Annotated in this window: 22 protein-coding genes; 1 reads left to right on the plus strand and 21 read right to left on the minus strand. The window is 55.5% G+C overall.

The window, feature by feature from the left end:
• Positions 1-162 precede the first annotated feature (162 nt).
• Positions 163-1,254, plus strand: a complete 1,092-nt coding sequence (locus FMM72_RS06415) for a hypothetical protein (protein ID WP_162220910.1) — start codon at positions 163-165, stop codon at positions 1,252-1,254.
• Positions 1,255-1,303: 49 nt separating this feature from the next.
• Here the strand turns inward: FMM72_RS06415 and FMM72_RS06420 are convergent, their stop codons facing one another.
• The 21 genes from FMM72_RS06420 to FMM72_RS06520 all read right to left on the minus strand — a co-directional run bounded on the left by FMM72_RS06420 (position 1,304) and on the right by FMM72_RS06520 (position 22,954).
• Positions 1,304-1,987, minus strand: coding sequence for a YjjG family noncanonical pyrimidine nucleotidase (locus FMM72_RS06420; protein ID WP_162220911.1), 684 nt, complete (start codon positions 1,985-1,987; stop codon positions 1,304-1,306).
• The gene (locus tag FMM72_RS06425; protein WP_160209814.1) at positions 1,953-3,353 is read right to left on the minus strand and encodes an alanine/glycine:cation symporter family protein; all 1,401 of its coding nucleotides are present in this window, start codon (positions 3,351-3,353) and stop codon (positions 1,953-1,955) included. Before FMM72_RS06425 ends, FMM72_RS06420 begins: the two co-directional genes overlap by 35 nt.
• A gap of 200 nt (positions 3,354-3,553) precedes the next feature.
• Entirely contained in the window at positions 3,554-4,678 is a 1,125-nt protein-coding gene (gene pheA, locus FMM72_RS06430) for a prephenate dehydratase (protein ID WP_160209815.1), read from the minus strand.
• A 17-nt stretch (positions 4,679-4,695) separates the two neighbouring features.
• Positions 4,696-5,709, minus strand: coding sequence for a 3-deoxy-7-phosphoheptulonate synthase (aroF, locus tag FMM72_RS06435; RefSeq protein ID WP_162220912.1), 1,014 nt, complete (start codon positions 5,707-5,709; stop codon positions 4,696-4,698).
• Positions 5,710-6,015: 306 nt separating this feature from the next.
• A complete protein-coding gene (locus FMM72_RS06440; protein ID WP_162220913.1) occupies positions 6,016-6,312 on the minus strand; it encodes a hypothetical protein in 297 nt (98 codons plus the stop codon).
• Positions 6,309-7,769, minus strand: coding sequence for a hypothetical protein (locus FMM72_RS06445; protein ID WP_162220914.1), 1,461 nt, complete (start codon positions 7,767-7,769; stop codon positions 6,309-6,311). Before FMM72_RS06445 ends, FMM72_RS06440 begins: the two co-directional genes overlap by 4 nt.
• Positions 7,766-8,218, minus strand: coding sequence for a YaiI/YqxD family protein (locus FMM72_RS06450; protein ID WP_162220915.1), 453 nt, complete (start codon positions 8,216-8,218; stop codon positions 7,766-7,768). Before FMM72_RS06450 ends, FMM72_RS06445 begins: the two co-directional genes overlap by 4 nt.
• Positions 8,219-8,255: 37 nt before the next feature.
• Positions 8,256-9,311, minus strand: coding sequence for a hypothetical protein (locus FMM72_RS06455; protein ID WP_162220916.1), 1,056 nt, complete (start codon positions 9,309-9,311; stop codon positions 8,256-8,258).
• A gap of 25 nt (positions 9,312-9,336) precedes the next feature.
• Positions 9,337-9,864, minus strand: a complete 528-nt coding sequence (locus FMM72_RS06460; protein WP_160209821.1) for an RNA polymerase sigma factor — start codon at positions 9,862-9,864, stop codon at positions 9,337-9,339.
• A 297-nt stretch (positions 9,865-10,161) separates the two neighbouring features.
• Positions 10,162-10,458, minus strand: a complete 297-nt coding sequence (locus FMM72_RS06465) for a hypothetical protein (RefSeq protein ID WP_160209822.1) — start codon at positions 10,456-10,458, stop codon at positions 10,162-10,164.
• A gap of 109 nt (positions 10,459-10,567) precedes the next feature.
• A complete protein-coding gene (gene purD / locus FMM72_RS06470) occupies positions 10,568-11,839 on the minus strand; it encodes a phosphoribosylamine--glycine ligase (protein ID WP_162220917.1) in 1,272 nt (423 codons plus the stop codon).
• Between the two features lie 14 nt (positions 11,840-11,853).
• Positions 11,854-13,074 (minus strand): phosphoribosylaminoimidazolecarboxamide formyltransferase, encoded by a 1,221-nt coding sequence (locus FMM72_RS06475; RefSeq protein WP_257432029.1) that lies wholly within the window; start codon positions 13,072-13,074, stop codon positions 11,854-11,856.
• Positions 13,043-13,744, minus strand: coding sequence for an IMP cyclohydrolase (locus FMM72_RS06480; protein ID WP_162220918.1), 702 nt, complete (start codon positions 13,742-13,744; stop codon positions 13,043-13,045). The genes FMM72_RS06475 and FMM72_RS06480 overlap by 32 nt, the downstream gene beginning before the upstream one ends.
• A 1-nt stretch (position 13,745) precedes the next feature.
• Positions 13,746-14,351, minus strand: coding sequence for a phosphoribosylglycinamide formyltransferase (gene purN, locus FMM72_RS06485; protein ID WP_160209826.1), 606 nt, complete (start codon positions 14,349-14,351; stop codon positions 13,746-13,748).
• Positions 14,345-15,388, minus strand: coding sequence for a phosphoribosylformylglycinamidine cyclo-ligase (gene purM / locus FMM72_RS06490; RefSeq protein ID WP_162220919.1), 1,044 nt, complete (start codon positions 15,386-15,388; stop codon positions 14,345-14,347). Before purM ends, purN begins: the two co-directional genes overlap by 7 nt.
• Positions 15,385-16,827 carry an amidophosphoribosyltransferase gene (gene purF / locus FMM72_RS06495; RefSeq protein WP_162220920.1) on the minus strand — a complete coding sequence of 481 codons (1,443 nt, stop codon included), beginning with the start codon at positions 16,825-16,827 and terminating at the stop codon, positions 15,385-15,387. Before purF ends, purM begins: the two co-directional genes overlap by 4 nt.
• Positions 16,828-16,842: 15 nt before the next feature.
• Positions 16,843-17,553, minus strand: a complete 711-nt coding sequence (gene purC, locus FMM72_RS06500; protein ID WP_160209829.1) for a phosphoribosylaminoimidazolesuccinocarboxamide synthase — start codon at positions 17,551-17,553, stop codon at positions 16,843-16,845.
• 45 nt (positions 17,554-17,598) lie between these two features.
• Complete coding sequence (gene purE, locus FMM72_RS06505; protein WP_243151635.1) at positions 17,599-18,096, minus strand: 5-(carboxyamino)imidazole ribonucleotide mutase; 498 nt, start codon at positions 18,094-18,096, stop codon at positions 17,599-17,601.
• A gap of 315 nt (positions 18,097-18,411) precedes the next feature.
• On the minus strand, positions 18,412-19,761 hold the full coding sequence (locus FMM72_RS06510) for an MATE family efflux transporter (protein ID WP_160209831.1): 1,350 nt from the start codon (positions 19,759-19,761) through the stop codon (positions 18,412-18,414).
• 52 nt (positions 19,762-19,813) lie between these two features.
• On the minus strand, positions 19,814-21,166 hold the full coding sequence (locus FMM72_RS06515) for an MATE family efflux transporter (RefSeq protein ID WP_162220921.1): 1,353 nt from the start codon (positions 21,164-21,166) through the stop codon (positions 19,814-19,816).
• A 15-nt stretch (positions 21,167-21,181) separates the two neighbouring features.
• Positions 21,182-22,954 carry an ABC transporter ATP-binding protein gene (locus tag FMM72_RS06520; RefSeq protein ID WP_160209855.1) on the minus strand — a complete coding sequence of 591 codons (1,773 nt, stop codon included), beginning with the start codon at positions 22,952-22,954 and terminating at the stop codon, positions 21,182-21,184.
• Between the last annotated feature and the right edge of the window lie 64 nt (positions 22,955-23,018).

Here is a 23,018-nt window from a genome sequence, read left to right on the forward strand (position 1 = left end):
CGCTTATTTTCCATTGTATTTGGGTTGTTTTTCACATAATCAAAACGTCAATATTTTAAAGGTTTTTTAACTTTTCGCAAATCCGGTTGACGGATGGATGATTTTGGAGCTATAGTTAGAAGTAGTCAAAGCACAGAATATATCGATAAGAAAGGGCTGCTTATGAAACAAAAATTTTCCGCCCGCATAGTGGCGCTTGTCTGCGCCTGCGCGCTCTGTGTTCCAGCGTTTGCCGCCGAAAGGGCGCATACCCTCTCTGAGCAATCCGAAGCCTCTGTCGGCGCAAAGGTCTGCGGCTATGAGCCGGTCCGCACCGACCCGACCGGCCGTTATAAAACGTATGGCAACACCGTCACGGTCGCGGCCTGTGAACGCGTTTACGACGACGCCGGCAACCTCTACCGCGTGACCGACAGTTCGTCGTTTAACGACAGCAGCGTGTTTACCCGCGCCATCAAAACAACGGTCGGCCCAATGTCCGTGGAGCGGATCAAGGCAGCCGGCGGCGAAATCGTCGGCTCCGGCGCGGCGTTCGTCATAACACTTAAGGATTACCTCGTTGACGAGGGGGTGACGGTCGGCTTTACTGTAACCTACACAGCGCAGAAAGATATTGAACTGCCGGTTGTGACGACCGGGAAGAACGCCGGCGCCGCTCAAACGCTCGATGTAAGCCGCGGCGCAAAAATCGTGCTCAACTACCGCGCGGATATCACTGGTGACGATCTATCGGTCAGCAGCTATCTGAAACCCCTTCCCGACTGGTATGGCGATGTTGTCTCCCTCAAGGAGGGCCCTTACGCGGTCGGCGCCGAGGACGTATTCCTCTATCCCAGCAAGGATGGCGAAAGCGACTATACCTGGGAGGACTCCGATATCATCGTCGCGGAGCTGAACGGGGGCGACTACACCTATATGTCGAAACTGTCCACGCGCCGTTCCGACACCGGCCGCGACCGCACCGCGCCGCTTGGAGAATACTATACGCGTTTCTTTTCAAACTATCCGTCTGTCAACGGCGCGGCATTGACGCTGACAAATCCCTTTCTCACCTACGATGGAGGCGAAACAATCCCGCACGGCGATGTGCATATCTATGAGGTGACGGAAACCGGTGATCTCCAGGATGTGACGAACCGTTTTACCTATGGAGAGGATTCAAATGGACGCGGCGCTTTTATCGCCCGTGTCGATAAACTTGGCCGGTATGTCTTTACAGCAAAGCCGATTGTATCGCTTGACGATCTGAAATAAGCATGAAAAGAGGGCCTGCAAGCAGGCCCTCTTTTTGTTTCGCGCTGATTTATGCGCCGAGCGCGATCGGCAGAAAGTCGGCAAGACGGCTCACGCGGTAATCACATCCAACTGTATCAACCGCGTCGTCCGGCGCAAACCAGCATGTTGCGACGCCGGCGTTTTTTCCGCCGGCCATATCCGAGGTCAGCGAATCGCCCATGATGATCACACGCGCGCGCGAAGGATTGCCAAGCGCCGCAAATACATGGTCGAAAAATTGAGCGCGCGGCTTGGGCGCGCCGATTTCCTGGGAAATGAAGATGTCCCGGATATAGGGCGCAATCGATGCGCGTGCAAGGCGCGACCGCTGTACTTCGGCCACGCCGTTTGTGACGATATACAGCGGCCGCTTTGCCGACAGCGTCCGGCAAAAGTCCTCCGCCCCATCCGTTAAAAAGGCCCCTTCCCCGAGCGCGCGCGTATAAAAACGGTTGACACGCGTGCAATCGGCATGGATGCCAAGAAACGCAAACAAGCTTTCAAACCGGCGCACGCGCAGCGCGTCCTGAGTGACAGCGCCCTGCTCAAACTGTTTCCAAAGCGCGTCGTTGATTTGATGGTACTGTTCAAGCACCCGGCTGTCAAACGGCGCGCCGAACGCCTCGCAGGTATGTTCCAGTGCTACGCGTTCCGCCCGGATATAATCGAACAGGGTTTCATCCGCGTCGAGTAAAATGATGTCGTATCCCATTTAACCGTCCCTTTCTTTTTCGCGCCAGATAAGCGCGCGTCGCCTGAAATACTTCTCTGGAAAGCAAGACGACTGCAATCAGGTTCGGGATCGCCATTAGACCGTTGAAGGTATCCGAGACACTCCAAACAAGCTTGAGACTGCCCGTGCAGCCGACCCATGTCATTACGATAAACAGAAGCTTATACGGCGTCAGCGCACGCCTGCCGAACAGGTATTCGACCGCGCGGCCGCCATAACATGACCAGCCTAAAATGGTTGCGAATGCAAAACAGCAGACCGCAATCGATATGAAGGCGCCGCCAAACCGCCCGAAACCCGACGAAAACGCTGCAACGGCCAGCTGAGCGCCGTCGCCTCCACCAAGATGCGCCCCGGAGGTCAGGAGCACAAGCGCCGTAATCGTGCACATCACAATCGTATCGAAAAACACCTCGAAAATTCCCCACATCCCCTGCTGAACCGGCTCCTTGACATTCGATGCGGAATTGATGATCACCGAGCTGCCAAGCCCCGCCTCGTTCGTAAAGACGCCGCGCGCCACGCCGAAACGGACCGCGTTCGCCATTACAGTCCCAGCCGCGCCGCCGCCCGCCGCCCGCAGGCTGAACGCCTCCCGGAAGATGGAGGTGAACGCGTCCGGTATCTGCGCGCGATTGAGGAAGATAATCACAAGCCCCCCGACTGTATAAAACAGCGCCATAAACGGCACGAGACGCTCTGTCACCGCTGCAACACGCCGCACGCCGCCAAGAATTACGACGCCGGAAACAGTGGCGACCGCAACGCCCGCCGCGGCCGGCGCGATCCGAAACACGTCGGAGAGCGCCCCCGCGATCGAATTGGCCTGCGTCATATTCCCGATACCAAAGGACGCCGCCGCACAAAACAGCGCGAACAGTACCGCCAGCCATTTCCAATGCAGGCCGCGTTCTATATATACCATTGGGCCGCCCACCCAGTCGCCTGCCTGATTGCGGTAACGGTAGAGGTTCCCAAGAACATTTTCAGCATATTTTGTCATCATACCGAGCAGCGCCGACACCCACATCCAAAAGACAGCGCCCGTGCCGCCGGCGACAATCGCTGTCGCCACGCCGACAATGTTCCCCGTGCCAATGGTCCCTGCAAGCGCTGTTGAAAGCGCCTGAAACTGGGAAATTGCATGGGGATCGCGATCATGCACCTGCCCGCCGCGTACAATCGCGCCAAGCGTGGAGCGTATCCACAGGCCGAACCTTCGAAACTGGAAAAAACCTGTTCCGACTGTAAAGTATGCGCCTGCCAACAGCATCAGGACGATCATTGCAGGTCCCCATACAAGGCCGCCAACCCATTCGTTGACCTTTGCGATCCACTGTACCATGCCGCTCCTCCCACGCCGCGCCTGATTTTATTATACCGGCGCGCGTTTTCTACGTCAATGCGCCGCACAATAAACGCCGAAGGCCGTGCCTTCAAAATATCATATGCGCGGCAGCGCGCTTAAAATGCCCGACGCCTCACAGGACAACAGGCTCCTGCCGGGCCGGCAGGAGCCTGTTGTAGATAAAACCGTTGCATCTTTCAAAGCGGGCGCGTATCGCTGCGGTAAGCGCCAAGCAACAGGAAATCGCGCGCGCCGCGCGAGATATCCGCGAGCACATCGCGCACATCCGCATGCCCGATGTCGCCTTCAAAGTCGAGATAAAACCGATAGTTCCACAGAATTTCCGGGATTGGACGCGATTCGATCTTAACAAGGTTGATGTGTCGTTCGGTAAAGTGGCGAAGCGTATTGTAAAGCGTGCCGGATTCGTTATCAAGCGTAAAAGCAAGGCTTACCTTGTCTGCTCCTTCAGGCTCCATCTCGCGTGCGATCACAATAAACCGGGTCGAATTGTTTTGATTGTTCTGGATATCCGGAGCAATCACCTCCAGACCGTAAAGCGCCGCCGCACGCGCGCTTGCAATCGCAGCCAGCGCCGGGTCGTTTGCGCGCGCGACGTGCCGCGCGCTGCGCGAAGTGCTGTAATAAGGCACATGCTCCCAGGCCGGATGCTGCGCAAGAAATGCGCTCGCCTGTTCGAACCCCTGTTCGTGAGAATAAACGGCACGTACCGTCTCAAGCGATGCGCCCGCCGTACCGACCAGATTTTGACTGATGCGCAGGCGGCGCTCTCCAACGATGAAAAAGCCATAGCTCCCCAGCAGGTCATAAACCTGTGTAATCGCGCCTGTCGAAGAATTTTCAATCGGCAGAACGCCATAGTCGGCGCGCCCATCCTTCAGCGCGGAAAAAACATCCTCAAATTCCTGGCTGGGTAGGCTTTCACGACCATCACCAAAATAATCAATCAACGCCTGCTCCGTGAATGCGCCCGGCGCGCCGTAAAATGCGACAGGCCCGCCAAGCGTATGCGAGCGGCGCGGAAACTCCAATGCACCGATGTCACGCCGCTGCGCCGCGCGGCTGATCGCCATGACGGCATTCATAAAACGTGTCGCTTCATCGACGTAATCTTTGTTGACAAGGCGGGCGGCTGCTTTTTCCAGAACCTCCTGTTCGCGTCCCGCCTGAAACACAGGCATCCCGCGTGTCTTCTTATACAGCGCTACCTGCCGTACAACGTCCATGCGCCGTTCAAACAGCAACATCAGCTGCGCGTCGATCTCATCGATTTCAGCGCGGTATCGTGTCAAATCATCCATACCGACACCTGCCCCGATCAAAGCTCGCGTCCGACCGCCGCCGCGATCGCACGCAATTCACGCATCAGTTCATCGAATACGGCCGGTTTGATCGACTGCTGTCCGTCGCAAAGCGCGTTGGCCGGATCGTTATGCACCTCAATAATCAAGCCGTCCGTACCGACCGCGACGGCGGCTTTCGCCATCGGCTCGACCATCCACCATTTTCCCGTCGCATGGCTCGGATCAACGATCACAGGCAGGTGGCTGAGCTTTTTAATCGCCGGAACCGCCGACAAATCGAGCGTATTGCGCGTATATGTTTCAAAGGTGCGGATACCGCGCTCGCACAGGATCACGTTCTCATTGCCGCCGGACATGATGTATTCCGCGCTCATCAGCCACTCCTCAATGGTAGCGGAAAGACCGCGTTTGAGCAGGATCGGCTTATGTGTATGGCCAAGCTCCTTGAGCAGCTCGAAATTCTGCATGTTGCGGGCGCCGACCTGGATGATATCGACATCCCGGACAAAAATTTCGATGTCGTATGGCGACATGATTTCCGTCACAATCGGAAGCCCTGTCTTGACGCGCGCCTCTTTGAGCAGCTCAAGCCCGTCGTATTTCAGTCCCTGGAAGGCATACGGCGATGTGCGCGGCTTGAACGCGCCGCCGCGCAAAAACATCGCACCAGCCTTTTTAACCTCCCCGGCGATCCCGCAGATCTGCGCTTCGCTCTCCACCGAGCAGGGACCGGCAATGATTGCAATCCGTCTGCCTCCAATTGGATTGCCGTTGACAGTGATCATTGATGGGTCCGGGTGGAACATCTTATTGGCCTTTTTGAACGGTTCAGCGACATGCATCACACGCTCAACGCTGCGGTTGGCCTCAATCCAGGTGTCATCAATCTTGCTCGTATCGCCGACAAGACCAAGAATAATCAAGTCCTTGCCGATCACGGGATTCACTTCGACACCCTTTGCAATCAACGCATCGGTGAGGCTGTCAATCTCCTTTTGCGGCGTGCCGCGTTTCATAATAACAATCATATCTGTTTCCTCCCTGACTAAGATCGCAGCGGGTCCTGTTTTCTGCAACAAAAAAGAGAACCCATTGCGTCAATGAGTTCTCTTGCATTTCTGCTTAAAAAGGCCGCAAAACAACCACACTACTCATCAAACACAATCCGATTTTCACAGCAAAAAAAGCCGGCGCTAAAGAAATAGCCCTGGCCCTGAAAGCTGTAAAATCGATTCTGTTTATCGATGACATGGTTCATTGCGATTCCCCTTAAACCACAATTGGTTTTCTTTATTATAGCAAACCTGCACAATCTGTCAAGCAATTATTTGAAATTACGAGCAGCAGCTCTGCAGCTGCTCTTTCATCCCGGCGTGATCTCCGGCATTGGCCAGCGCTACCAACATGCCGCCCGCCATAATCATGGTATCCCCGCGCGAAACCAGCTCACGTCCGCCGCACCGCATCGCAACTGGCGGGCAGTTATGCGGAAGCATCCGGTCGCTGACGCTTTTTCCGATGACATCCGGTCCTTGCCGTACCACCGCAAGCGTCAGAATCTTCTCGCTGGTATCCCCGGCACCTCGATACCCCGGCGGCGCAGAATATCTTCCAAGCGGCTCAAAAATCAAGAGGCCCCCTCCTGTAGCTCCAAAGCAACAACACTTGAAAGCCCGGAGACTGGCTCATAGATTCTGACACCATCCCCCTCTGGAAACAATTGGACCATCACCGCATAATTCTTATGGGAAAACGGAATTTCCACCCCTGTTTCCACCGTGCGCTGCTTCTGTCCCTGCGCATCAAATATATCGATCAACAGAGGCGTTTGCTCATCAAACGAACCGCTTTCACCCCAACCGCCTACGCGGTAAGCCACTATCCATCTTTGATTGTCCGTATCCCATGAGCAGCCGAGCGTGAACCAATCGGGTTCATTGGGCGTATCCCCATAATCAAATGCAAGCTGCTCCGCGGCCGGCGCTGCTGTATCAGCGTCATAAACCGTCATGGAACCAAGCCGGTTGACCAAAAACAGATGGCCCGGACCAAATTCCGGAATTGCCAGCCCGTCTTCATCGCTTAAATATGTCAGCGTCCCAGTGGCAGCGTCTTCAAGCACCAACTCGCTCCAAAACCCATCTCCAGCGCCGCCGGTTTGCGCGCTCCATAAAATTTTCTGCCCGTCGGCGCTTTGTGCGAGCTGTTCTTCCAACCGATCATGCGTATACTGGCGCTTCAGGCTCGCGCTCCCTGCTTCAAAGTCGATCAAAACAGACGTCGTCTCCGCATCTATACTGGCAGTCTGCGCCTGCGCATCCAGCATAAAAGCAATTGGGTCGCCGCCGTCGCGCGCGACATTGTCCAACCGCATTCCAAGCCCGGTGCCAAGCTTAGGCAACAAAACCGTCTTCAGGACCTCCCCCTCTCTTACAAGCCGGACGGCACGTTCCGGTTCATAATCATACAGCGCGAAAAACGCCCCGTCCATACAGACGCGCTGCGCAGGTTCCGACCGTACCTCTCCGGTTTCATCATTGATAAATATATAGGCGGGCCACAAATCCCCTGCATGGAACGAAATCCAATCCCCCTGATAGGCGCACGGCGCATAATCGAGCACCTCTCCCTCCATGGAATCGGTCATGGGCAAAACGTCTGTCCTGATCCGGCGCAAAGGCGTTCCATTCCGATCGAATGTCTGCACCTCTACCCAAGCGTCCTCACGATATGTCTGCCATGGATATTCGCCCCGGTACGCCGAGCAATTATAAATCGCTGCAAACTGTTCCTTTTCTTCATTCCATACCACGGATGACACAGCGAACGGACGCTCTGACGGCTCGCGCAGACGTAAACGCGTTTGTACCGCTCCATCCGGGGACACCGCCTCAATCCAGTCCGTTTCCGGAGTCTGTGCCAAAAGCGTCTCGTCTGGCATGGCCGCTGAGGGAGCTGAGGAAACGGTAAGCTGATCCGGCATGGCGGACTGTTCCAAACCTGTACCCGTGTCCTGCGGCGTGGCGGTGCGCGGCGCGCAGGAGCAGAGCAGGCAAGCTATCAACATGGCTGTGATAAACTGCTTCATTTCTCCACTCCCTCCTGATTGCATTGAAGCATCTCTTTGAGCGCTTTCTCGAATCGCATATCCATTTCCTCCGTCCTTTTTTTGACCCCGCGTGTACGCCCGCCAGCGCGCCGTACCTTCTGCCCGATGTGGCGTTCAAACAACAGGCGATCCATATTATCAGCGCTGTAGACCAAACCGTCCTGGTTAATCGCATGCGCCCCTCTGCCAAGCGCCATTGCGGCAACGCCGTAATCCTGTGTCACAACGATATCACCGGCACGCATGAGGTTGGCCAAATAATAATCCGCGCTGTCGCGTCCTGTATCAACAGTGACCACTTGACTATAACCGTCGCTGAACACATGGCTCGAATCCAGCACCATCACTACGGCGATTTTGCGCTGCCTTGCAAGGCGCGTGATGATAGCTTTAACAGGGCAAGCATCCGCATCGACCAGAATCCGCATTCAATCCCCCTCCTAAAAGAAAAAGCCGCAAAGCAAGTCACTCCGCGGCTTTTCTCGTTGTATCAATAATATTGTATAATTCCTGCGGTGAAAGATCGACTACATTGTAGCGGACAAGTATATCCGCCCCGTATAAAACGCCAATGTGGCCGTAATAAGCCTTTTTGTCGCCCGGCTCGCTGCTTGGCACCAAGCGCGCTTGTAAAATCTGTTCTGTTATATCCTCTGCTGAAAAAGTAGCGTTTCTACAGATTTCAGCCAGATTTTCAGGGATCGAATTGGCGTATGGCTTGGAATAAAGACGCAGATCATATGTTTCCGGCCGGGAGGTATCAACCACATACGCCTGCTCCGCTTCGGTCAGAATAGTGACACTCATTTGCAGTTCCTTGTTGCCGCCTGGCTGCGAAAACAGAACAGAAACACCGCTCCCACTTTCCATTCCATCGGAATAAACCGTTCCAACCGGTGCTTGTACCGGCACATAAGCACCATAGGTCTGAACTGCGCACGCATCGGAAAGCTCCAGTAGCGGAAGGAGATCGCCCGTCAGGGTATCGCTGTCAACAAGCTCCGCCGCACGGCCGGCGCCCACAGCAGGCGCATCAGCCGCTGCATCGGCAAACCCTGTCGGCTCCGCCGCCAAAAGGGGCGCTTCCCCCGAGGCTGGCGCAGCCTTTGGAGCCGCTGCGTCCATCCCCTCCTCCAGATCTTCCGGAAATACGGAATATTCCGCAATTCCCGCATCAGCCTCCATCGACACAGACTCATCCAATAAGGCAGCTTCTGCCGCGGGAGCCGCTGCACCGGCGCTTTGCGGCACAGCCGGGCGCGACATGGCATCGCCGCCCTGTCTTGACAGCATCACACTCGCGCCCAACGCCAAAACAAAACATGCCGCAATACTCACTCCCGCCCGCCAGCGGCGTTTTCGATGCGTGGATGTGGGAAAGGGAACCACATGATTTAACTGTTCACGCAGCACGTCCGCGTCGAGAGAATGCGGAAGACGAATACCACTGCTCAGTTCGTCAAACTGGCTGCGCAGCAAATCGATCGATTCCTGAATCTCTCTGTGCATATCGGAATTCATGGCTCGTTCACTCCCTTCCCAATCATTATTTCTCCAACTGTGCGCGCAGCTTTTTCAGGGTCCGATGCAGCTTGGAACTGACTGTCCCCTGCGGCGCGCCGAGAATTTCAGCTGTTTCACGCACCGTATACCCCTGTACAACAGCCAGCGCCACAATCTGGCGCTCCTGCGGAGAAAGCGTCTCCAGAGCAGAAAGCAACGCCATCTTTTGGGTGGAACGCGTCTCGACGCTCTCCCCTTCCTCGGAAAGGTCAAGGAAATCGTCAATATCCAATTCGTTGCGTCCTGATATGTACTGGCCAATTTTACGCTTGCAGCGGATGGAAAGTATCCGCATGATCCATGGCTTGAAGCTGTTCTCGTCGCGAAGGTTTGCGATGCCCTTATACGCCTCAATAAATGTTTCACTGACAACATCCTGCGCATCATGGGAATTGCCGAGAGAATAGAGCGCAACACGGTAAAGGTCGTCGGCAATCTGCCGGTAGACCTCCGCGAAACTGTCCTTATCCCCGCGCCGCGCCTTTTCGACGGCAGCAACATCCACAACCATGTTCTAACCCACCATTTTCATCAAACGGCTCATTGATACAGTGATCAAATTCCTGCATTTTACTGCATCCGTCTGAAAATATTTCACGCAAACCGCCTCTGCACGCAGGCGGCATCCGAGATGTTCTATCAGTATATCATATTTTCCGCCGGTTTTCTACTACAAAATACCCCACGGCCCGGATAAGCCTCCAACTGTCCGCCGGCGATTTTCCATCTGCATACATCCTTAAAAGCAACCATACCCAAAAGCACAAAACCGCGCCGGTAAGCGGGCTTTCGCCCGCTGGCCGGCGCGTCAGGCTTCAATGATGTCCGTCGGATTTTCAACCGTCAGAATCGCATATACGCAGGTGGTAATAACCGACAAAAAGTTGGCCAGCAGGTTGATCTGCACCTGTGTCAGGTTGTCGCACAGTACATTTGCGACCGTTGCCGCGACAAAAACAAACTGCGCGCCCTGCCCGCTCATCGCCTGCGGGTTTGCCAGCCCGCCTGCATTTCGCGGCTTGTTTGCAGCGTTTTGGGCTTCCTGGGCGATTTCGCCGGTTGACCCGGCCGCGGCGACGACGCCAGGCGCTCCTGTTTCCGCCATTGTGCGTCACCTCCTCACACCAGTTTATGCGAAAACGCACGTGCGCGTCATCCGTCCTCCATTTTTAAAAATCCGGCCGGGCATTGCCCGGCCGGATTTTTTCAATTGTTCATATTCGATTGCGGGCGCCGATGTCACGGCGCATATGCATCCCGTCAAAACGTATTTTTTCCGCGGCGCGGTATGCGTCCGCAATCGCGGACGCACCGTCCGCCGCGACACAGGTCACGCCAAGCACACGGCCTCCAGCAGTTTTGTAAATGCCGTCCTCGCGCTTTGTCCCCGCATGGTATACAGTTGCTCCCTCAATCTGTCCGTCCTCTCTAAGCCCATCGATCACAAGACCCGTCTCATATCCTGCGGGATAGCCGCCGCTGGCCAATACGACACAGGCCGCGCTCTCGTCGGAAAATCGGACTTCGATCTGTCCAAGGCGCTTTTCCCAGATCGCCTGCATCACATCAAAAAGATCTGTCTTTAAAAGCGGCAGGACAACCTGAGCCTCCGGATCGCCGAAGCGGCAGTTATATTCAATCACAGCAGGCCCCTTCGGTGTGAGCATCAGCCCAAAATACAGGCAGCCGGAGAATGGGCATCCCTCCGCTTTCATTGCGTCAACGGTCGGACGGAAAATGGTTTCCATACATTGCCGTGCAATCTCCGGCGTGTAACAGAGATTCGGCGCAACCGTCCCCATGCCGCCGGTATTCGGACCCTGGTCGCCGTCAAATGCACGCTTATGATCCATGGAGGAAACCATCGGTACGACCGTTTCGCCGTCACAGAACGCCAAAACGCTGACCTCTGGGCCAGTCAGAAACTCCTCTATGACAATCTGATTGCCGGAGGCGCCGAATTTTTTATCCTCCATGATGGAACGGATCGCTCTGGCGGCTTCATCAAGCGTGTTTGCAATGACGACGCCCTTGCCCAGCGCCAATCCGTCAGCTTTAATGACAACCGGGAATTCATTTTTACTGGTTACAAATCCGAGTGCCTCGGACGGATTTGTAAACGTATGGTAATCCGCTGTTGGAATACCGTACTTTTTCATCAGGTTCTTTGCGAACACCTTGCTGCCTTCAATCCGCGCGGCCGCACGGTTCGGGCCGAAAGTCGCGATCCCAGCCTTGTTCATCGCGTCGACCATGCCGAGCACAAGCGGATCGTCCGGCGTGACGACGCAGAAATCGACGCCGCGCTCCTTTGCCAGCGTAACCATTCCGTCAATGTCCGTCGCCTTGACAGGCACGCAGACGGCGTCCGCTGAAATACCGCCGTTGCCCGGCGCACAATAAATATCCGTCACTGCCGGGTTTTCACGTAGCTTGCGTATCAGGGCATGTTCACGGCCACCGCCGCCGACCACCAGAATTTTCATCGCAAACCCTCCCGTCAATGATGAAACAAACGGATACCCGTAAACGCCATCGCGATGCCATATTTGTCGCACGCATCGATCACATTGTCATCGCGGATCGAACCGCCCGGCTGCGCGATATAGCGCACGCCGGAGCGGCGCGCACGCTCGATATTGTCTCCAAACGGGAAAAACGCATCGGAACCGAGTGAAACACCGTCGAGTTGGTCAAGCCACGCGCGTTTTTCCTCGCGCGTGAGCGGCGCGGGCCGCTCAGTGAAGAAATGCTGCCACGCGCCGTCCGCCAGCACATCGTCGCTGTCGTCAGAGATATACACATCGATCGTATTATCGCGATCCGGGCGGCGGATATCGGATTTAAACGGGAGCGTAAGCACGCGTTCATGCTGACGCAACCACCAGTTGTCGGCTTTCTGGCCGGCCAGCCGCGTGCAGTGCACACGGCTTTGCTGGCCCGCGCCGACGCCGATCGCCTGGCCATTTTTCACGTAGCAGACAGAGTTGGACTGCGTATATTTGAGCGTAATCAGCGCGATGAGCAGATCGCGCCGCGCGCTGTCCGGAATCTCCTTGTGTGCTGTTACGACGTTTTCAAGCAGCGTCCTGTCGATTACAAGCTCATTGCGACCCTGCTCAAACGTCACGCCGAACACATCCTTATGCTCCACAGGCGCAGGGACATAATCCGGATCGATCCTTACAATATTGTAACCGCCGCCGCGCTTACCCTTGAGGATTTGGAGCGCTTCGTCCGTATAACCGGGCGCGATGATGCCGTCGGAAACCTCACGCGCGAGCAGACGCGCCGTCTGTGCATCGCAGATATCAGAGAGGGCCGCCCAGTCGCCGTAGGACGACATGCGGTCCGCGCCACGGGCGCGCGCGTAAGCGCAGGCGACCGGCGAAAGCTCCAGGTCGTCGACAAAGTAAATCTTCTTTTCAACCTCGGACAGCGGCAACCCCACCGCCGCGCCCGCCGGACTGACATGCTTAAAGGACGCCGCTGCCGCAAGCCCTGTCGCGGCCTTCAGTTCGCGCACAAGCTGCCAACTGTTGAGCGCGTCGAGAAAGTTGATGAAACCGGGTTTCCCATTGAGCACCTCAACGGGAAGCTCTCCCTCCTGCATAAAGATGCGCGCCGGCTTCTGGTTAGGATTGCAGCCATATTTCAGTTCCAGTTCCTTAGGCATAACCACGTTCCTCCTATTTATTTTTGTTGACGATGCGCGTCTCATGCCGGTCCGCCGCGACATCGATATACCGCACAAACAGCGACACCTTGTTTTCCTCATTGAGGCTGTCCCAGAGACATTCTGTAAACGAATCGATACCGCCCTCTATTTCCACACGCTCCGGCTCGCCTTCAAACGACGGCAGCGGATTGCCGTCGCCGCGGTACGTGTGCAGGAAATGGCCCTCGCCCGCAATTGGATTCTCATATTGGTAGAAATAACGCCGCGTCGAATCCGGATTGCCGTCCGCGCTTTTGAGAATCGACAGGCGATAATCGAATCCGTGCAGCAGCCCCGAGATGCGCGGCGTAAAGTTCGGCTTGTCCGGTTCAAAAGTCCGCGTGCGCAGAGCGTCTGCGAACGACTTGCCGCTGGACAGGAAGCTGTAAATCGTATCGGTCTGATCGCCGTTCGTAACGATGGTGTCGCCGCCAAGCACGCGCACCGGCGCATAGATGATCAGCGACGGATCGCTTAGTTTCGCGGGATCAAACGCCTCTGTGCGGATGCCCTCTCCGTCCACGACAAACACACGGTTGCGGCTGTTTTCACTGCGTCCCATGATAAAATACGCAACGACGGCATATCGTCCGTCCGCGCTGCGCCCAAGCACAATCCCGCGGCCCGGATACGGGTTTTCCCGCAGCAAATGTTCCAATTTCAAAAGTTCCATCTCATCGCACCTCCACCGCGTCACGGCAGACCAGCTCGGCCGCCTGTGGCAGCAGCAGCCATTCAGCCTGTTCCATCACGCGCTTTTGCAGTATTTCCGGCGTGTCTCCTTCAAGAACGTCGACCGCTTTTTGCAGGATAATCTGGCCGCCGTCCGTAATTTCATTGACAAAATGGACCGTCGCGCCCGTCACCTTGACGCCATAATCGAGCACTGCCCGGTGCACGCGCAACCCATAAAAGCCGTCGCCGCAAAACGATGGGATCAGCGACGGATGCACATTGATGATGCGCCGCGGATACGCCTTGACGATCTGCGGCCCCAGGACATACAGAAATCCCGCCAACACCACAAGATCGGCGCGCGCATCGGCAAGCGCCGTAAGCAGCGCCGTATCAAACGCTGCGCGCGTATCATAATCGTTTGGGCAAAGCACCTGCGTTTCAATTCCGGCGCGCGCCGCCCGCGTCAGCGCGAACGCATCCGGCTTCGAACTGATGACGCGCACAATTGCGCCGCTTTTGAGCACGCCGCTGTGCTGTGCGTCAATCAACGCCTGCAAATTGGATCCGCCGCCGGACACCAGAACGACGATACGCTTTAACACAGCTCAACACCCCTTTCACCGTCGTCAACATATCCGATCACCTTGGCGTTCTCGCCGTTCTCAGTCAGAATCGAAATGGCGCGCTGCGCGTCGTCCTTTCCGACTATCAGCGTCATGCCAACACCCATATTAAAGGTGTTGTACATATCGCGTTCAGGGATGTCCCCTGTTTTCTGGATCAGTTCAAACAGCGGGAGGCGGTCGACAAGGCGTTTGCAGATCATCGCACGACGGCCCTCAGGCAGCGAACGCGGGATGTTCTCATAAAATCCGCCGCCGGTGATGTGCGCGACCGATTTGACTGTCAACTGCTTCATCACGGCAAGCACGGGCTTTACATAAATACGCGTCGGCGCAAGCAGCGCCTCGCCGAGCGTCATGCCCAGGTCGTCGTAACGCTGAGACAGGACGCCGGGGCGCTCCACATCGAACACGCGGCGCACAAGCGAAAATCCATTTGAATGGACGCCGCTTGAAGCGATTCCAATGATCGCGTCCCCGGGCGCGACAGCGGAGTGATCGAGGATGCGCGCGCGGTCGACCGCACCGACGGCAAAGCCTGCCAAATCGTACTCGTCCGCTGCGTAAAAACCGGGCATCTCGGCCGTCTCGCCGCCGTTTAGAACGCAGCCTGCCTGCACGCAGCCCTCTGCGACGCCGGCCACGATCGAAGCGATCCTTTCCGGTACGTTTTTACCGCACGCGATGTAGTCGAGAAACAGAAGCGGCTTTGCCCCGCAGCAGATAATATCGTTGACGCACATTGCCACGCAGTCGATGCCGACCGTATCATGCTTATCCAGCAGAAAGGCAATTTTCAGCTTGGTGCCAACGCCGTCCGTCCCCGCGCAGAGTACAGGATGCGGCATATCAGATAAGTCCAGCTCGAACAGGCCACCAAAACCGCCCAAGCCGCCGAGCGCGCCCTTTGTCATCGTGCGCGCCACATGCGCTTTCATCAGCTCGACTGCCCGATAGCCCGCCGTTACATCCACGCCAGCGGCTTTATACGATTCCGAATAACTGTTTTCCATCATCTGACACCCCGTTTGTCCCTGTCGCTGATTTTACATTCAAATTTGTCCTTCGGCAGCTCCCCTGGCACATCGATCGGATATTCGCCTGTAAAACACCCCACACAAAAACCGCAGTTCGCGCCCTCGGCGATCGCCCGGACGCCATCTACGCTCAAATAGTGCAGCGAATCAACATCGATTGATTTGGCGATCTCGGGAATCGTCATCCGGCAGGCAATCAGCTTGTCGCGGCTGTCGATATCCGTACCAAAATAGCACGGATTGCGAAACGGTGGAGACGATACCATAAAATGGACCTCCTTCGCGCCAGCCTCACGCAGCAGCTTTATGATGCGCCCGCAGGTTGTGCCGCGCACAATGGAATCGTCGATCAGTACAACCCGCTTGCCGCGCACCGTCTCATTGATCACATTGAGTTTGATACGCACAGCGTCCTCGCGCTGGCCCTGCGTCGGCTGAATAAATGTACGCCCGACATAGCGGTTTTTGATAAAACCGACGCCGTACGGAATACCGGATTCCTGCGAAAAGCCAAGCGCCGCGTCAAGCCCGCTGTCTGGAACGCCGATTACGACGTCCGCCTCGACAGGATGCTCGCGATACAGAATACGGCCTGCGCGCTGGCGCGCCTCATGGACGCTCACGCCGTTGACAACCGAATCAGGACGTGCAAAATAGACGTATTCAAATACACAAAAACTGCTCGCTCCGCCGCAGTGTGTACGGATGCTGCGCAGCCCGTCCTCATCGGCGACAACAATTTCACCCGGCTCCACATCGCGCAAAAAACGCGCGCCAATGCTGTCGAGCGCGCAGCTCTCCGACGCAAAGACATAGCCCTTTTCAGTCGCGCCGATACAGAGCGGGCGAAACCCGTTGGGATCACGCGCGGCAATCAGCTTTTTCGGCGACATAATGACAAGCGAATACGCGCCCTTGATCGTATACATCGCCTTGGCGACCGCCTCCTCGATGCTCGGCGACAAAAGGCGTTCACGCGTGATAATATAGCTGATAACCTCGCTGTCGTTTGTCGTGTGGAAAATCGATCCGTTGTTTTCAAGCTGGCGGCGCAATTCGAGCGCATTGACAAGATTCCCATTGTGCGCGAGCGCCATCGCGCCCTTACAGTGGCGCACAACGAGCGGCTGCGCGTTGATGGCGCTTACATTTCCGGTGGTTGAGTAGCGGCAGTGGCCGACCACCATATTGCCGCGGCCAAGGCGATCGAGCGCCTCCCGGCTGAACACCTCGGGAACCAGTCCAACATCCCTGTGACAATTGATGACGCCGTCGTCGTTGACCGCGATTCCGCAACTTTCCTGGCCGCGGTGCTGCAAGGCATACAGCGCAAAATAGGCGCTTGTCGCCACATCGGCGCGCTCCTTCTCATAGATGCCAAAAACGCCGCACTCCTCATGCAATCCATTCACCAACATGCATTCCTCCCGCGTTTATTCCCCAAGCAGACGGCGCATCACCTCATGATAAGCGCCCTCGACGCCGCCCATATCGCGGCGGAAACGATCCTTGTCCAGCTTTTCACCGGTCCTGCTGTCCCAAAAACGGCAGGTATCGGGCGAGATTTCATCGGCGAGAATGATTGTCCCATCAGAGGTTTTGCCAAATTCGAGCTTAAAATCGATCAACTCGATATTGAGATCCTTAAGGTACGCCGACAGCAGCTCGTTGATACGCAGCGCGTAACCGGAAATCGTGGAAAGCTCCTCCGGCGTGGCCAGCTCCAGAGCGAACACATGGTAGTCGTTGATCATCGGGTCGCCAAGCTCATCGTCCTTATAGCTGTATTCCAGCACCGTCTTTTTGAGCTTTGTACCCTCCGGCAGGCCGAGGCGCTTAGAGAGCGAGCCGGCCGCAATATTGCGCACAATCACCTCAAGCGGTACAATCGTCACCTTTTTGACAAGCGTCTCGCGGTCTGACAGCTCCCTGATCAAATGTGTGGGGACGCCTTCCTTCTCCAGCATACGCATCAAGTGGTTGGAAACGCGGTTATTGATGACACCCTTTTCAGCAATGGTACCCTTTTTCTGCCCGTTGAAGGCTGTGGCGTCGTCCTTGTAGGAAACGATATACGCCTCGGGATCGTCCGTTTTAAAAACCTTTTTCGCCTTGCCCTCATAGAGCTGTTCGAGCTTTTCCATTTTTACCTCCACTGTGCATTTGTATTTTCCTTCAAAGCCCGCCTGTCAGCGGAGCTGTTCACGTAGCTTTTCGTCCTTTTCTGCCACCTTGCGGCGCATCTCCTCGCGGCGCACGGAAAGCTTGTAGGCGATCTCCGCATCCGTGATGCCGATGATCTGCGCGGCCAGGATCGCCGCGTTTTGCGCGCCGTCGATCGCGACCGTCGCAACGGGGATGCCGCCCGGCATCTGCACGGTTGCGAGCAGCGCATCCAGCCCGTCGAGTGCCGATGATTTGATCGGGATACCGATCACCGGCAGCGTCGTATGCGCTGCAAGCACACCGGCCAGGTGGGCCGCCTTACCCGCGGCGGCAATGATGACCGAAAAACCGTTTTCACGCGCGCCTGATGCGAAGGCGGCAGCCTCCTGCGGCGTCCGATGCGCACTGATCACGCGCGCCTGTACGCCGATCCCAAAGCTTTTGAGCGTATCGATCGCGGCGCGCACCACGCCCAGATCGCTATCGCTGCCCATTACGACCGCAACTTTTTTCTCAGCCATAATCAGATCGTCCCTTTCCATCGGCGAAAACCGCCATTTTCTGTAAATGAAAACAGGCTGCGATTGATTCGCAACCTGCAAAAACCCTATGGATGTCGATGGGCCGCCAAACCAGCGGCGGCCCATCCGCTCCGATTTTTCTGTCCGCAGATCTGAAAGCGCCGCATCCCACCGCCACCTCCCGCAAAAAGATACTTCCAGTTTACATGAAATCCCGACGCATTTCAATTGAAAATAAAGGGATTTTAAAAGATTGGAGACATCTTTTAAAATGCGTTGGCGTCTGTACACGATTTTGTAAACTAATACCACTTGTCATACTATTTTACCGTCCGACAAACGCGCATCCAGATGCAATTTGACCGGATAAAAGGCAAGAAATGTAAGCGCCTCCGCAGCAAACAGCGCCAGCCATACGCCTGTAAGTCCCCACAGAGACGAAAAAATCCACAGTGCGGCATATACCAGCACAATACCGCGCAGTACGGCGATCAGTGCCGTAATACGTGCATGTTCGGTGGATTGGAAATAATACATCAATATGGTGTTGAGTCCGGTAAACGGCAGGGACAAAAAGTACAGGACAACGGCAGGCGCGCCCATGGCTATGATCTGCGCGTCGCTTGAAATAAACAGTGTGATGATCTGCCCAGGGAACAGCACAATCAGCCCGAACACAGCCAGAGAAAACCCGAGCGCCGTGAGCATGGCAAAACGGTTGACCGTTTTCATGCGCCCATATGTGCCGCTGCCATAACTGATGCTGATGATTGGCTGCGCTGCCTGCGCCATACCGTTGAAAATGCCCTTGCCAACATAGCCGATGTTTGAAATAATTGAAAAAATCGCAACGGCTGTTTCACCGCTGACACGCAGCAGCGTCAGGTTGAACATCAAAATCACAAAGCCGGACGACGTTTCCAGCACGCCGGAACCGGCCCCATTGCGCACCATGCGGACAAAAAGCCGCGGCGAAAAAAAGCGCCGGGTAAAATGGACCTGATTATAATGCCGCAGAAAATGCAGACTCAGTAGCAGGCATGTCACAACCGGTCCAATAATCGTCGCAAGCCCCGCGCCGAATGTCCCCATATTAAGCGGCAGCACGAACACATAATCGAGCACAATGTTCAATATATTTCCCGTAGTGGCGGCAACCATCACAAGGCGCGGGTTCCCGTCGCTGCGCACAATGACGCACATGGAGCTTGAGAGCATATAGATAAAACTGAACGGGCTGATTGGAGCGAGGTAATCGACCACATGGTCTACAATCAGGTCTGTCGCGCCGAATAAATAGGCTATCTCGCGCAGAAAAAGCATCCCAAATACGGACAGCAGCGCCCCCAGAATCAGAACCGTCACAACCGCCATCGTAAATATACGGTTGACATTCTCCTCCTCGCCGCGGCCGCGGCATACAGAGATGGTTGTCGCAGCGCCCACGCCGACCATGATCGAAAATGTTGTGTAAACCGTAAAAATTGGCAGCGCAACATTGAGCGCCGCCAAACCATCCTTGCCGACGCCAAGACCGACAAAAAACACATCGGCCAGACAATAGCAGCAATGCGCTACCTGCCCAATGATTGTCGGGATCAGGTATCTGAAATATTCCGAACGGATTTCGGCGCGCCGGGCGCGCGCCGCGTTTTTTCCTGTCATGAACTCTGTCTCCCCCGCCAGTTTCAAGGCCATTTGCAAAAGCAGGCCGCCTTTATACCGGCGCATCCTTCACAATCGATTTATTTTTCCAACCACCGGTAAAAAACCGCACTCCGGAGATCAGCAGCCCAACGGTCCAGCCCATCGGGATTGACCACCAGATCGCGGCTTCACCCATCACAGCCGCCAGAAGATAGGCCATCGTCACGCGTGTAAAAAAATTCATCAACGTGCTTGCCATAAAGACACGCATATCGCCCGCCCCGCGCAATACGCCGTTAAAATCGCTCATAATTCCCATCACTGTATAGAACACGGACACAACCGTCAGGTATTCGACCCCTGCTCGAATCACATTTTGGTTGGAAACTGTATCGACGAACAGCCCGACAAACCGTGCGCCAAACAGCCACAGCACAATCGCCGTCAGTCCGCCGATCACCACGGTCAGCAAAATAGCGGTACGAAGCCCGCGCCGCACGCGTTCCGGTTTTCCTGCGCCGATGTTCTGCGCTGTAAACGACGAAACGGCGTTGCCGACATTGAGCATCGGCATAATAGCGATGCTGTCAATTTTGGTCGCAGCCGTATAGCCGGCGATGACGGCCGGCCCATAGCGGTTGACAAGCGCCTGTACGAACAAAAAACCCATCGATACGATCGATTGCTGGACGACCGACGGCACGGCGATCCGGCAGATATGCCGCAAACGCGCCGCCTCAAATAAGCGCGGGCGACCTTCGCACTTGATTGTATACAGGCGGCGCATTAAAATGGTCAGCGCCAAAACCGAAGCTGCCGCCTGAGCGATCAGCGTCGCCCAGGCGACGCCTGTCACGCCCATCGCGCAGCGGATCACAAACACCAAATCAAGCCCGATATTAAGCGCCGAAGAAAACGCAAGCAAATAAAGCGGGGTGCGGCTGTCTCCAAGGGCGTTAAACGCTGCTGTCGCAGTGTTGTACAAAAACATGAACACAACGCTTAACACATAAATCCGCAGATAATCGCACGCGTCGGTATAGATATCTGCAGGCGTATCCATCAGGCGCAGCACAGGCCCGCAAATCGGCAGACCAATCACCATAAGCAGAACACTCGCCGCCGCCATCGATGTCAGCGCCGTGAATATGGAGGATTTCATTTCGAGGCAGCGTCCCGCGCCATAAAACTGCGAAATCACAACCGAACAGCCGATAGACGCGCCCGTTGCAAATGCGATGAACAGGAATGTAAACGGATATGCGGCTCCAACTGCGGCAAGCGCGTTGGAGCCGACAAAATTCCCGACCACAACGGAGTCGACGATATTATACATCTGCTGAAAGATATTGCCAAAGATCATTGGCAGCGCAAATCCTATGATGATTTTTGACGGGCTTCCGACCGTCATATCCCTGATCATCCATACTCCTCCCGTCTACATCTCTGTGTACATGCTGTACAGACGATGATACAGGCCGCCCTTTTCCATCAGTTCAGCGTGCGTTCCCTGCTCTGCGATGCCGTCCTCGGTCAAAACAAGGATCAGCTGCGCGCCGCGGATCGTTGTCAGACGGTGTGCAATCGTAAAGGTAGTCCGTCCGCGGGCGAGCTGCTCAAGCGACTGCTGTACAATGCGTTCGCTCTCATTGTCAAGCGCGGAGGTCGCTTCATCAAGAATCAGGATCGGCGGGTTTTTCAAAAACACGCGCGCAATGCTGATACGCTGCTTTTGACCGCCGGACAAGCGCGCCCCGCGCTCCCCGACATAGGTATCGTACCCATCCGGGAACTCCATAATAAAATTATGCGCGCCGGCCAGACGCGCCGCCTCGGTGACCTCCTCGCGCGTCGCGCCGGGACGACCATACGCGATATTCTCATAAACGCTGCCCGCAAACAGGTAGACATCCTGCTGCACAACGCCGACATTGCGCCGCAGCGAATCGAGCGTCAGATCGCGGATATCCCTCCCATCGATCAGAATGCGGCCCGCCGTAACGTCATAAAACCGCGGGATCAGATTGCAAAGCGTCGATTTACCGCCGCCGGATGGACCGACCAACGCCACGCTGTCGCCTGGATGTACATGCAGATTGATATCGGAAAGCACGCAATGCTCATCGTCCGAATAATGGAAATTCACGTGCTCAAAGGCGATATCTCCCCGGACATCTCCAAGCGGCAGCGCCGCCGGCGCGTTTTTGATATCGACCGGCGCGTCAATGACCTCGGTAAACCGTTCAATCCCGGTCATACCGCGCTGGAATTGTTCGGTAAATTCCACAATACGGCGGATGGATGTCAGCAGCGCCGTCACATACAAAAGATACGCCATCAAATCGCCGGCCGTAATCTTGCCATCGATCATGAACAGCGCACCCGCAACAAGCACCGCCACATACATCAGCCCATCAAAAATGCGCGTCATGCTGTTAAAGCCGGCCATATAAAAGTACTGCTCCTTTTTGATATCAAGGAACCGCCCGTTGCCTTGGCTGAATTTTTCCTCCTCAATGGATTCGTTTGCGAAGGATTTGACGACGCGCACGCCAAGCAGGCTGTCCTCGACCTGCGCGTTCAGTTCGCCGATCTGGTTACGCGATTTTTTAAACGCGCGGCGCATACGCGTATTGAAATACATTGTGCATAAGAGCATAACCGGCAGCAGAGAAAAAATAATCAGCGTAAGAACCAGATTCGTATTTGCCAGAATTACAAACGACACGATGATTTTCAGAGCCGCGATAAAATATTCCTCCGGACAGTGGTGCGCGAATTCCGTTACATCGAACAGGTCGCTTGTAATGCGCGCCATCAGCTGACCTATTTTGGTGTGGTCGTAATAGGAAAACGGAAGCTTCTGCAAATGCTCAAACAGGTCGCGGCGCATATCTGTTTCGATATAAGCGCCCATCACATGGCCGATATTCTGCATATAGTAGTTGGCCGCCGCGTCGATGATACGCAGCACCAGATAAAGCCCTCCGATTTTCAGCACAAGCGCAACGGTCAGACTTGCCATATCGTTCATGCCGCGCTCCGTGATAAAGCGTACCATCAACGGCAGTACCAGTTCGCAGACCGTCGTCAGAGACGCACAGAACAAATCAAGCGCCAACACCCCCCTGTACTTTTTAAAATACGGGGCGAAACGCCGCAAAAGCGTGCTTGTTTTAATCTGTCGGTTCAAACTTCTTCCTCCCTCCATCAATTCAAGGCCGCGATGACATATTATAGCACAGATAACCTGCGAAAGCTACGTATATTTTCCA

Source organism: Anaerotruncus colihominis, assembly GCF_010206195.1.
Classification (GTDB): Bacteria; Bacillota; Clostridia; order Oscillospirales; family Ruminococcaceae; genus Anaerotruncus; species Anaerotruncus colihominis_A.